This is a genomic window from Methylobacterium sp. WL119, from assembly GCF_008039875.1.
Lineage (GTDB): Bacteria > Pseudomonadota > Alphaproteobacteria > Rhizobiales > Beijerinckiaceae > Methylobacterium.
On record NZ_VRUU01000129.1, the window covers coordinates 1 to 12,002 of the forward strand.

At 72.9% G+C, this 12,002-nt stretch carries 12 protein-coding genes; 6 read left to right on the forward strand and 6 right to left on the reverse strand.

The genetic code is table 11. The features are described from left to right. The coding region (locus FV227_RS25665; RefSeq protein WP_187274954.1) for an acetolactate synthase large subunit at positions 1-986 on the reverse strand (986 nt) is incomplete at its 3' end. A 249-nt stretch (positions 987-1,235) separates the two neighbouring features. Here FV227_RS25665 and FV227_RS25670 point away from each other — a divergent pair. The 5 genes from FV227_RS25670 to holA all read left to right on the forward strand — a co-directional run bounded on the left by FV227_RS25670 (position 1,236) and on the right by holA (position 7,489). Continuing rightward, positions 1,236-2,849, forward strand: coding sequence for an ABC transporter substrate-binding protein (locus FV227_RS25670; RefSeq protein ID WP_246686564.1), 1,614 nt, complete (start codon positions 1,236-1,238; stop codon positions 2,847-2,849). A gap of 108 nt (positions 2,850-2,957) precedes the next feature. Next, positions 2,958-4,358, forward strand: a complete 1,401-nt coding sequence (locus FV227_RS25675) for an amidase (protein ID WP_147860219.1) — start codon at positions 2,958-2,960, stop codon at positions 4,356-4,358. A 139-nt stretch (positions 4,359-4,497) separates the two neighbouring features. Next, positions 4,498-5,349, forward strand: coding sequence for a phosphatase PAP2 family protein (locus tag FV227_RS25680; RefSeq protein WP_147729549.1), 852 nt, complete (start codon positions 4,498-4,500; stop codon positions 5,347-5,349). Between the two features lie 525 nt (positions 5,350-5,874). After that, the gene (lptE, locus tag FV227_RS25685) at positions 5,875-6,435 is read left to right on the forward strand and encodes an LPS assembly lipoprotein LptE (protein ID WP_147728217.1); all 561 of its coding nucleotides are present in this window, start codon (positions 5,875-5,877) and stop codon (positions 6,433-6,435) included. Between the two features lie 22 nt (positions 6,436-6,457). Further along, on the forward strand, positions 6,458-7,489 hold the full coding sequence (holA, locus tag FV227_RS25690) for a DNA polymerase III subunit delta (RefSeq protein ID WP_147728218.1): 1,032 nt from the start codon (positions 6,458-6,460) through the stop codon (positions 7,487-7,489). A 110-nt stretch (positions 7,490-7,599) separates the two neighbouring features. Here holA and arsH read toward each other — a convergent pair whose 3' ends face one another. Beyond that, complete coding sequence (gene arsH, locus FV227_RS25695) at positions 7,600-8,337, reverse strand: arsenical resistance protein ArsH (protein WP_147728219.1); 738 nt, start codon at positions 8,335-8,337, stop codon at positions 7,600-7,602. Between the two features lie 50 nt (positions 8,338-8,387). On the opposite strand from arsH, the gene FV227_RS25700 reads away from it, so the two are divergent. Beyond that, positions 8,388-8,747 (forward strand): metalloregulator ArsR/SmtB family transcription factor, encoded by a 360-nt coding sequence (locus FV227_RS25700; RefSeq protein ID WP_147728220.1) that lies wholly within the window; start codon positions 8,388-8,390, stop codon positions 8,745-8,747. Between the two features lie 119 nt (positions 8,748-8,866). Here the strand turns inward: FV227_RS25700 and FV227_RS25705 are convergent, their stop codons facing one another. From FV227_RS25705 to rsmG, 4 genes are all read right to left on the reverse strand, one after another. Continuing rightward, on the reverse strand, positions 8,867-9,133 hold the full coding sequence (locus tag FV227_RS25705) for a hypothetical protein (protein WP_147728221.1): 267 nt from the start codon (positions 9,131-9,133) through the stop codon (positions 8,867-8,869). Positions 9,134-9,387: 254 nt separating this feature from the next. Further along, positions 9,388-10,284: a ParB/RepB/Spo0J family partition protein gene (locus FV227_RS25710; protein WP_147728224.1), complete on the reverse strand. Its 897-nt coding sequence runs from the start codon at positions 10,282-10,284 to the stop codon at positions 9,388-9,390. 96 nt (positions 10,285-10,380) lie between these two features. Next, entirely contained in the window at positions 10,381-11,229 is an 849-nt protein-coding gene (locus FV227_RS25715; protein WP_147728222.1) for a ParA family protein, read from the reverse strand. Between the two features lie 50 nt (positions 11,230-11,279). After that, positions 11,280-11,906, reverse strand: a complete 627-nt coding sequence (rsmG, locus tag FV227_RS25720) for a 16S rRNA (guanine(527)-N(7))-methyltransferase RsmG (RefSeq protein WP_147728223.1) — start codon at positions 11,904-11,906, stop codon at positions 11,280-11,282. Between the last annotated feature and the right edge of the window lie 96 nt (positions 11,907-12,002).

A 12,002-nucleotide genomic window follows, 5' to 3' on the forward strand; every position in this document is an offset into this window, starting at 1 on the left:
GGGGGCGCGCGGGCGGCCGACCAGTCGCCCGCGGGCGCGCCGACGGCCTCGGCCAGCCGCTCCAGCGCCTCGATCTGGTCCTCCTCCGGCGTCGCCAGCACGATCGTCTCGGCATCCGGCGCGCTGAGCACGCTCGGCTTGCCGGGATAGGCGAAGAACCCGACCGGCGGCGTCGCGCCGACGAGGATGACGTGGCGGAAGGGCGCCAGGGTCTCGATCGCGGCGTCGATCGGGTAGGGCAGGCGCTCGATCGGCACCGTGCCGGCGCCGCGGTCGATCCGCGCGTTGGCGGCCATGGCCAGCAGCTTGGCGCCGGTCTTCCGCGCGATGCGGGCGGCGATGCGGCGGCCCTCGCCGCGCACCGCCCGGTCGGACAGGTGCAGCACCGCCGGCTCGCCCGAGGCCAGGGCCGCGACGGCGCGCCCCAGCGCATCCGCGCCCGCCCGCGCGCGCTCGGGGATCGCGGGGACGGGCGCGATGCCGGTGCCCGGGTTCCAGGCGGTGTCGGCGGGCAGGATCAGGGTCGCGATCCGCCCCGGGGCGGTCCGCGCCGCGGCGATCGCGTCGGCGCCGTCCGCGGCGATGGCCTCGGCGGTGGTGCCCATGCGCAGCCAGGCCGAGACCGGCCGGGCGAAGCCGGCGATGTCCGAGGTCAGCGGCGCGTCGTGGATGCGGTGGTAGGTGGCGTGCTCGCCGACGATGTTGACGATCGGCGAGCGGGCGCGGCGCGCGTTGTGGAGGTTGGCCAGGCCGTTGGCGAGGCCGGGGCCGAGATGGAGCAGGGTCGAGGCCGGCTTGTCGGCCATGCGGGCGTAGCCGTCGGCGGCCCCCGTCGCGCCGCCCTCGAACAGGAACAGCACGCAGGCCATGCCCTCGACCCGGTCGAGCGCCGCCACGAAATGCATCTCGGAGGTGCCGGGATTGGTGAAGCACACCTCGACGCCGCCCGCGACCAGGGTGCGGACCAGGCTCTCGGCGCCGTTCATCGTCTCTGCCAACGCGCTCATCCCTCATCTGGCGGTCCGGAACCGCAGGTCCCGCCGGGAGCGAAACCTCCGAAGGCGCCATCGTGGTGCCGCGGGATAGGGCGGCGCAAGGCCCGGGCGCAACGCCCAAGACGCCATTGTCCTGCGGCACAACCCAAGATCGTTGGCGCAGGTCTTGCCCGGAGGGACTGTCCCCCTCGCCCGCAGGGGCCTCCCCCCTCGCCCGCAGGGGCTTTCCCGGACCCACGCATGAGAAGCCGCACGATGCTCGGCCGTACTCTGGCTGCCCTCGCCGTCACCACCGCGCTGGCCGCGCCGCCGGCGCTCGCCGAGAGCGTCCTGCGCATCGCGATGACCGCGACCGACATTCCCACCGCCACCGGCATGCCCAACAACGGCTTCGAGGGCATGCGCTTCCTCGGCTACCCGATCTTCGAGGGGCTGGTGCAGTGGGACCTCACCCGCACCGACCGGCCGGCCGGGCTGATGCCGGCGCTCGCCACCGCCTGGGAGCAGTCGGCCGAGGACAAGCGGGTCTGGACCTTCCACCTGCGCGACGGCGTGCGCTTCCACGACGGCGAAGCGTTCGCTGCCGACGCGGTGATCTGGAACCTCGACCGCTACTTCAAGAACGACAGCCCGCAATTCGAGGCGCAGGGCGCCGGCATCTCCCGCGCCCGGGTGCCGATCATGGGCAGCTACAAGAAGCTCGACGACAGGACGGTGCAGATCACCACCACGCAGGTGGCCTCGTACTTCCCCTACATGGCGGTGTACCTGCTGTTCACCTCCCCGAAATCGTTCGAGAAGGCCGGGCGCGACTGGGCCAAGGTGCAGGCGGTGCCGGCCGCCGGCACCGGGCCGTTCAAGCTGACCAAGGTGACGCCGCGGGAATCGGCGGATCTCGCCCGCAACGACGGCTACTGGGACAGGTCCCGCCTCGCCAAGGTCGACCGGGTCCGCCTGATGCCGATCCCCGAGGCCAACGCCCGGATCGCCGCGTTGCGGGCCGGCCAGGTCGACTGGATCGAGGTGCCGGCGCCCGACGCGATCCCGTCGCTGAAGGCCGCGGGCTTCGCCGTCACCACCGGCACCTACCCCCATGTCTGGCCGTGGATCTTCAACATCGGCGCGACCAACAGCCCGGTGAAGGACGTGCGCGTGCGCCAGGCCCTGAACTACTGCGTCGACCGCGCGGCGGTGGTCAGCTTCCTCAACGGCACCGCGGAGGCCGCCAGCGGCTGGTTCAACGACGGCAACCCGGATTTCGGCACCCCCAAGAACCGCTACGGCTTCGATCCGAAGCGGGGCAAGGCGCTGCTGGCCGAGGCCGGCTTCACCGCCAGGAACCCGCTCGCGCTGAAGATCATGATCTCGGCCTCGGGCTCGGGCCAGATGTCGCCGATGCCGATGAACGAGTTCCTGCAGGAGAACCTCAAGCAGGCCTGCGACGTCGACGTGTCGTTCAACGTCGTCGAGTGGCAGATCCTGCTGAACTCGAGCCGGGCGCTGCCCGACGCGGCCAGCCTGCAGGGCTCGAACGCCCTCAACGTCTCCTCGCCCACATCCGATGCGGGCGTGATGGTGCGCTACTTCGCGGCCGACCGGTTTCCGCCCAACGGCTTCAACTTCCCGAACTGGACCGACGCGCCCTTCGACAAGGCCCTGAAAACGCTCGCCGAATCGAGCGACCCGGCCGAGATCTCGGCCGCCACCAAGGCCGCGCACGAGCGCCTCGTCGACGACCCGCCCTGGCTCTACGTCGTCCACGACCTCAACCCCCGCGGCATGAGCCCGAAGGTGAAAGGGTTCGTCTCGCCGCAGAGCTGGTTCGTCGACCTGACGCTGGTGAGCCTGCCGTAGCCGCGTCCGACGCTCGACGCCCCGTCGTTCCGGGGCCGCGTGAGCGGCGCCCCGGGACGACGGGATGGCACCCGACCACGACGACCGGACAATAAAGGGTCCTTCTGGATGACCGACACGACGAACGCCATCGCCGACCTCTCCGCGACCGAGCTCGCAAACAGAATTGCCGGCAAAACGCTGTCGCCGGTCGAGGCCGTGGCGGCGATGCTCGACCGCATCGCCGCCCGCGAGCCGAAGCTCCAGGCCTTCACCGAGGTGTTCGCCGACGATGCGCGGCTGGCGGCGGAGGGCGCGGACCGGGCGATCCGCTCCGGCCATGCGGTCGGGCCGCTGCACGGGGTGCCGATCGCGCTGAAGGACCTGATCGACCTCGAGGGCCGCATCACCCTGGGCGGCTCGGCCGCCCACCGGGCGCGGCGCGCCGCCCGCACCGCCACCATCGCCCGGCGCCTGATCGCGCAGGGGATGATCGTGCTCGGCAAGACCCACACGGTGGAGTTCGCCTATGGCGGCTGGGGCACCAACCCGCATCTCGGCACCCCGTGGAACCCGTGGGACCTCGCGGTCGCCCGCACGCCCGGCGGATCGAGCAGCGGCACCGGCGTCGCGGTGGCGGCGCGGATGGCGCCCTGGGGCATCGGCACCGATACCGGCGGCTCGGTGCGCCTGCCCGCGGCCTTCTGCGGGCTGACCGGGCTGAAGGTCACCGTCGGCCGGGTCTCGACCCACGGCATCGTCCCGCTCAGCGCGACCCTCGACACCCCCGGCCCGCTCGCCCGCAGCGTCGCCGACGCCGCGCTGCTCTACGCGGCGATCTCCGGCCCCGATCCGCTCGACCCGGCGACCCGCGGCATCCTGCCCGTCGACCCGTTCCCGACCCTGAACCGCGGCGTGCGCGGCCTGCGGCTCGCGCGGATGCCGGAGGCCGAGCGGGACGGCTGCTCGGCCGAGATGCTGACCGCCTACGATGCCTCCCTCGACGTGCTGTCCGGGCTCGGCGCGGAGATCGTCGACGTCGCGCTGCCGTTCCGCTTCGCCGACCTCGTGGCGATGAGCGGGATCACCAACGCCGAGGCCTACTTCGTCAACGGCGCGCTCGCCGAGGACGCGGCCGCGCCGCTCGGCGACGCGGTGCGCGCGCGCATCCTCGGCGGCCGCACCTTGTCGGCGCAGGAGTACCTCGCGACGCTCGAGCGCCGCGACGCGCTCAAGCGCGACCTCGCGCGCGCCTGGGACGGGATCGACGCGATCCTGACGCCCACCACCGAGACTGCGGCCGTGCCCCTGGCGGAGGTCGACGAGCTGCACCTGCCCTCCCGCTTCACGCGCTTCGCCAACCTGCTCGACCTGTGCGGCCTCAGCCTGCCGAACGGCGTCTCGCGCGGCGGCCTGCCGCTCTCGCTGCAGATCGTCGGCCGCGGCTACGACGAGGCGCTGGCTCTGCGCATCGGGCAGGCGTTCCAGGGCGCGACCGACTGGCACCTGCGGGCGCCGTCCGGGTTCTGAGAGGGCGGCTCTTCCCTCCCCCCTCAAGCGGGAGAGGGAAGAGGTGAGGTCGCGATCGGAAAAGTCGCGGTGCCGTCGTATCCCGTTCAACGTCCGGGCGTTATGGCTTGGGCCTCGCCCGCCCCGGAGGACGGACCCGATGCCGCGTTTCCCGATCGCCCTGGCGCTCCTCGCGCTCCTCGCTCCCGCCGTGCATGCCGAGACCCCGGCCACGGCCGAGCCGTCGGCGCCCTCCGTCGCCGCCGACCCGGTCCGCCCGGACAAGCCGGCGCACAAGCCGTACCTGACCGGCACGGGCGTGCCCGACACCGTCCAGATCCTGCCGGCGCCGCCGGCGAGCCACTCGACCCTGGAGGCGGCCGACCGCGCCGCCTTCAACGCCACGCGGGCGATGAAGGGCACGCCGCGCTGGGAGATGGCCGCCACCGACGTGGCCGAGGGCGCGGCCGCGATCCTCGAGACCTTCGCCTGCGTGCTCGGCACCCGCATCGACCAGGCCCGCGTGCCGGCGGTGATCACCCTGTTCGAGCGCGCGCGCCTCGACATCGCCGCCGGCACCCGCGGTCCGAAGGTGCATTACCGGCGCCTGCGCCCCTTCGTCGGCAACGAGGCGCCGATCTGCGTGCAGCGGACCCAGGCGCTCGCCGACAGCTTCAGCTATCCGTCGGGCCACGCCACCCAGGGCTGGGCCTACGCCCTGATCATGGCCGCGCTGGTGCCCGAGAAGGCCACCGCCATCCTCGCCCGCGGCCGGGCCTACGGCGAGAGCCGCGTGGTCTGCGGCGTGCACTGGCTGAGCGACGTCGCCGCCGGGCGCACCAACGGCTCGGTGATCTTCGCGGCGCTCGTCGGCGACGCCGCGTTCCGGGCCGATCTCGACCGGGCGCGGGCCGAGCTCGCCAAGGTGCTGGCGGGCGAGCGCAAGCCCCCGGATCAGGCCTTCTGCAGCCGCGAGGCCGACGCCCTGAAAAGCCCCGGCCTCGAGTTCTAGACGACCGCGATCCGTGGGAAATCCCGGATCCGTACCCGTCTCGGCACGCGATTGCGACGATGCCGTCGTGACGATCGCGCGTGCGTGACCGGGAGGCATGACCGCGCGCGCCGCGCCCCCCGTCGTCAGGTTTCGCGCGGTCCGCCCGGTCCGCGTCGCCGCGCGCGTCAACGCTCCGGCGGCGGCTGCACCGCCTGCGTCGGCCCGGCACGGCCCGAGACCGGCACGATCCTGGTTCGAGACGCCGCAGGCGGTCTCAGTGGCGGCTCGCGCGCAGCGGGACGGCCGCGCCCGCAGGCGCCGAAGCGGCCGGTCGACGCCCCCCGGGGAGCGTTCCCGCCGACGTCTTCGGCTTCGCCGCGGCGCGACGCGTCCGGCCTCCGCGGCCCGCGGTCACCGACCTCGGCGACCCAACTCCCGCCGCAGACGAATCGTAAGGGATCGCGCGTAGGGTCGTGGCGCCGGGCCGTTCGCTCGCGCTAAAGAACCCTGGACGAGACGGATTGCGGCGGGCGGATGAGGCGGATGGCGGACACAACGATCGGGACCGCGACGGCTCGCGCCGCGGCGCGGGCGGCCCGTCTCGCCTGCGTCGCAGGCCTCGCGCTCAACCTCTCGGCCTGCTTCCGCCCGCTCTACGGGCCGACGGCGTCCGGCGAGTCGCTGCCCGCGCTGCTCGCCGGCATCCAGGTCGACGACATCGCGATGGCACGCGACCAGGAGCGCATCGGGCACTACCTGCGCAGCGAGCTGATCTTCGCCCTCGACGGCTCCGGCCAGCCCGGGCCGAAGCGCTACCGGCTGAAGCTGCAGGGCAGCGAGTCGGTGCAGACGCCGATCGTCTCGACCACCACGGGCCGCGCCGAGGCCGGCACCATCGTCGGCGTGGTCAAGTACAGCCTCGAAAACCTCGACGGCACCAAGATCGTCACCGAGGGCGTCGCGACCTCGACCGCGACCTACGACCGCTCGGTGCAGCGCTTCGCATCCCTGCGCGCCGCCCGCGACGCCGAGATCCGCCTCGCCTCGGTGCTGGCCGACCAGATCAAGACCCGCCTCGCCTCGGTGCTCTCGGCCAAGCCTTGAGGATCGGGCGGGGAGCCCGGGCGTGACCGCGGTCAAGGCCGGCGAGATCGATGGGTTGCTGCGGCGCGGGCCGGACCCGCGCATGCCGGTGATCCTGCTGTTCGGCCCCGATACCGGGCTGGTCGCCGAGCGCGCCAAGCAGCTCGCCGAGGGCTTCGTCACCGATCCGGGCGACCCGTTCGCCCTGGTGCGGATCGACGGCGACGCGCTCGCCGGCGATCCCGGCCGGCTCGTCGACGAGGCCGGCACCGTCGGGCTGTTCGGCGACAAGCGCGCGATCTGGGTGCGCCCGACGAGCCGGCCGATCGCGCCCGCCGTCGAGGCGCTGCTCAAGGGCGAGATCCAGGGCACGCGCATCGTGATCGAGGCCGGCGATCTGGCCAAGACCGCGCCGCTGCGCACGCTGTGCGAGAAGTCGGCTAAGGCGCTGGCGATCCCGTGCTACGCCGACGACGCCCGCGCGATCGCCGACCTGATCGACCGGACGCTGGAGGCGCGCGGCCTGCGCATCGACCGCGACGCCCGCACCCTGCTGGCCGAGAGCCTGGGCGGCGACCGCCGGGCGAGCCTCGCCGAGATCGAGAAGCTCGCGCTCTACGCGGCCGGCACCGGAACCGTCGGGCTCGACGACGTCGAGGCGGTGGTGAGCGACGTCGCCGGCAGCCAGCTCAACACCCTGATCGACGCCGCCTTCGCGGGCCAAGGCGACATGGTGGAGCGCGACATCCGCCGCTTCCGCCACGAGGGCCTCGACCCCTCGGCGATGCTGGGCTCCGGCCTGCGCCATGCGCTGCAGCTGCTCGCCGTGCGGATCGAGGGCGGCGACAAGGCGCCGAGCCTGATGGTCGCGAGCTGGCGCGGCCTGCACTTCAAGCGCAAGGGCAGCATCGAGACGCAGCTCGCCCGCTGGAGCCCCAACACCCTGCGCCAGGCGGTGCAGATCCTCCAGGACGCGATCCTGGCCTGCCGCCGCTCCGATCCGGTCCTGGCCCACGCCCACGCCTCCTCCGCCCTGCTGCGGATCGCGACGCAGGCGGCGCGGCGACGGGGCTGAGGCCCGGATCGCGCAAGCAAAGCCCGCCGATCGGCGCCGATCCGGCTCGACGAGCCACCGCCGCGCCGGATCACGCTGCGTGATCCGGCCGAAGCCGGCCGGGCCGCCGCCTACGGCTTGGCGAACCCGATGTCGGCGGCCACCGCATCGAGGCGCGCGGGCGCCCGCTCCTTCCGCTCGGAATAGCGGTCGACCAGAAGGTCGGCCCGCTCGCGGGTGAGCAGCGTGAACTTGTAGAGCTCCTCGCAGACGTCGACGACGCGGTCGTAGAGCGGCCCCGGCTTCATCCGGTCGGCCTCGTCGAACTGCGTGTAGGCGGCGGGCACCGAGGACTGGTTGGGGATGGTGATCATCCGCATCCAGCGCCCGAGCACGCGCAGGGCGTTGACGGCGTTGAACGATTGCGAGCCGCCCGAGACCTGCATCACCGCGAGCGTGCGCCCCTGCGTCGGGCGCACCGAGCCCTCCGAGAGCGGCAGCCAGTCGATCTGGCTCTTCATCACGCCGGTGAGCGTGCCGTGGCGCTCCGGGCTGACCCAGACCTGCCCCTCCGACCACAGCGAGGCGGCGCGCAGCTCCCGGACCTTCGGATGGTCGGCGGTGGCGTCGTCCGGCAGCGGCAGGCCGTCGGCGTGATAGATCCGCACCTCGCCACCCATCGCCGCGAGCAGGCGGGCCGCCTCCTCGGCCAGGAACCGGCTGAAGGCGCGCGCGCGCAGCGATCCGTACAGGATGAGGAATCGCGGCGGGTGGGCGAAGCCGGTCTTCGGCGCGAGGGTGCCCGGCGTCGGCACGGCGAAGTGCTCGGCGGCGATGTTGGGCAGATCGGCGAAGGGCGGCTTGTCCACGCGTCGGGCGTCCGTTATGTTTCAATATTCATTGAAATATTGGACCGACGATGGACGAAGCGCAAGCTCTAGCCGCCTTCGGCGCGCTCGCCCAGGCGCACCGCCTGCGGATCGTGCGCCATCTCGTGACCGCGGGGCCGGACGGCGTCGCGGCCGGTGCCCTCGCCGGCGCGGTCGGCGTCTCGACCTCGAACCTGTCGTTCCACGTGAAGGAGCTCGAGCATGCCGGGCTGATCGCGTCTCGGCGCGAGGGCCGCTCGATCCTCTACAGCGCGGCCTACCCGGCGCTCGGCGGGTTGATCCAGTTCCTGATGCGCGATTGCTGCCAGGGCCACCCGGACGTCTGCGCGCCGGCCCTGTCCGCCCTCGACGCCTGCCGAATCCTCACCGATGACGAACGCCATCGCTGACGCGACGGCCGCCGGAGCCCCGCCGATCGACGTCGCCTCGGGGGGCGTCCGTCCGTGCCGCCCGCCCGAGGCGGTGCGCGATCTGCTCCCGATCGGCGCGGCTGGCGGCCGGGGCCGGCTCACCGCCCCTCGGAGATCCGCCGGCCCTTGGTCTCGCGCTTGTAGAGGGCGATCGCCGCGGCGCATTCGGGCGACAGCTTGCTCAGGTTGGCCCGGAAGCAGGCCTCCACCGCCGGGCCGCCGGGCGGGTGCTCGCTGCAATGCTCGAGGTAATCGCCGGTGCAGTTCTGCTTCAGCGCCTCGCGGATGGAGCTGGTCTGGGCAAGGCCGAGACCGGGGATCGCGAGAAGGCCTGCGGCCAGGATCATCGTGCGGAGGCGGGGCATGGAGGTGTCCGTGCGAAGGATGGAACGGGCCGCGCGAACGGCCGGAGGCCGGCACCGAGGCCCGAATGCGAGCCTGCAGGCCCCGCCGCGACGCCACGGCGTGGACCGATGGAACGCGCGCCCGGACGGTGGACGCAGCCCGCTTCTAGGCGCGCGCACGCCGCCGCCACAAGGCTCGGCCCCGCATCCGTCCCGGGATCGGACGCGGGGGCAAGAGATCGAGACCCCGCGATGAGGCGTCCGGCGTCGACCGGTCAGCCGGCGTCGGGCACCTGGAAGCGGCGGCAGAGATCCTCGAATTCCTGGGCCGTGCCGTAGCGGATCCGGATCTCGCCGGCCTCGGACGACTTCGCCTTCAGGGTCACGCCGAGGCCGAGCGCCAGGGCGAGGCGGCTTTCCAGCGAGCGCACCTCGGCGGTCTTCTCGGTCAGCCCACGCGGCCGGCCGGGCCGCGGCACGTCGTCGGGCTGCTGCTCGGACGCGGCGATCGCCTCGACGTCGCGCACCGTCAGCCCCTCCTCGACGATGCGCTTGGCCACCAGCTCGGGCGCGCGCACGCCGAGCAGCGCGCGGGCATGGCCGGCGGTGATCTCGGCCGCGACCAGCCGCTCCTGCACCTTCGCCGGCAGGTTGAGCAGGCGCAGGGTGTTGGCGAGGTGGCTGCGGCTCTTGCCCAGGATCTCGGCAAGCTCGCGCTGTGTATAGGAGAACTCGCTCATCAGCCGCTCGTAGCCGGAGGCCTCCTCGATGGCGTTGAGGTCGGCGCGCTGGATGTTCTCCAGGATCGCGAACTCGAGCGAGGCGCGGTCGTCGATCTCGACCACCACCACCGGCACCTCGTCGTGCCCGGCGCGCTGAGCCGCGCGCCAGCGGCGCTCGCCCGCCACGATCTCGAACGTGCCCGGCACCTCGCCGAGCGCCCGCACCACGATCGGCTGGATGATGCCGCGCATGCGGATCGAGGCGGCGAGCTCGTCGAGGTCGGTCTCGCTGAAGCTGCGGCGCGGGTTGCGCGGGTTCGGCCGCAGGAACTCGACCGCGACCTTGCGCTGCGCCTGCACCTTGCCCGCCTCGTTGCCCGCATCCCCGAAATCGCCGATCAGGGCCGCGAGCCCGCGCCCCAGCCGGGGCCGTGCCACCTCGTCCGCCATCCCGCTCACCCACTCACTCCGTTACGCATCGTTACGCCGTACACCCGAACCGTCCCGGGCCGCATCCGCCCGCCGAAACGGGCGGGTCGCGACCGCTCACGCCGCCGCCGGCACCCGGCCCTCGCGCTGGATCACTTCCGAGGCGAGCCGCAGGTAGGCCTGCGAGCCCGCGCATTTCAGGTCGTAGAGCAGCACCGGCTTGCCGTGCGAGGGCGCTTCCGACACGCGGACGTTCCTCGGGATCATGGTCTCGTAGACCTTCTCGCCCATGAAGCCGCGCACGTCCGCCACCACCTGCGTCGACAGGTTGTTGCGCGGATCGAACATCGTCAGCACGATCCCCTGGATCGTCAGCTTCGGGTTCAAGGCGCCGCGCACCTGCTCGACGGTGCGCAGCAGCTGGCTCAGGCCCTCGAGCGCGAAAAACTCGCATTGCAGCGGCACCAGCACCGCATCGGCGGCGGCGAGCGCGTTGATGGTCAGCAGGTTCAGCGAGGGCGGGCAGTCGATCAGCACGTAGCTGACGTCGCGCGTCGCGTTCGCGTCGCGCAGGCCCCGCAGCACGTTGCGCAGGCGGTGCGCCCGGTCGGGCAGCGAGGCCAGCTCCAGCTCCAGGCCGAGCAGGTCCATGGTCGAGGGCGCCACCGACAGGCGCGGAACCGCGGTGGGCACCACGGCCTGGGCCAGCGACGCCTCGCCCGCCATCACCTCGTAGGTCGAGACCCGGCGGGCGCGCCGGTCGATGCCGAGCCCGGTCGATGCGTTGCCCTGCGGGTCGAGGTCGATCACCAGAACCTGCTCGCCGATCGCCGCGAGCGCGGTGCCGAGGTTGATCGCCGTCGTGGTCTTGCCGACGCCGCCCTTCTGGTTGGCCAGCGCCAGCACCCGGAGCGGCCGCGCGGGCGCGGCATCGGCAGCGGGATGGGGAGTCGCGTCGCTTGTCATGGGCGCCTGGGAGACGGGAACGCTTGGGGGGAGTGGCAGGCTCTCGAGAGCTAGGGGCTCTTGGGAGCGAGGGCGGTGACGCGGACGATCCGGGCGGCCGACTCGGTTCGGCTCGGAATGAGATCGTGGCCGACTGTCCACCGCTCCGCGGCATCGGTCAATTCCGCAACCGCTTCCCGTCCCTTCGGAAACAGCCCGGTGGTGCCCGTTTTCAACAGTGGCTCGGTCCAGGCGAGAAGCTGGTCGAGCGGCGCGAGCGCCCGGGCGCAGACCACGTCGACCCCGTGGTGATCGCCGATCACCGCCTCGATCCGCGCGTTGTGGACCGTTACCGGCGCCCCGGTGACCCGGGCCGCCTCGGTCAGGAAGGCGCACTTGCGGGCGTTGCTCTCGACGAGGTCGACGCGGATGCCGGGCGGCCCGGCGATCGCCAGGATCAGCCCGGGGATGCCGGCGCCCGAGCCGAGGTCAAGCCAGCGGCGCGCCTCCGGCATCAGATCGAGCAGCTGCAGCGCATCGGCCACGTGCCGCGTCCAGACCTCAGCCAGGGTCGCCGGCCCGACCAGGTTCTTGATCGTCTGCCAGCGCGCCAGCTGCGCCACGTAGAGATCGAGCCGTTGCGCTGTTTCACGTGAAACATTCGCGGCGGCGAGCACGCGGTCGCGATCGGCGCTCATCGCGAGGCCCCCGGAAGGCTTCGGACGACATCCGCGGGTTCCCCTCCCCCCCCTGCGGGGGAGGGTGGGCCTCGCGTCAGCGAGGGTCGGGAGAGG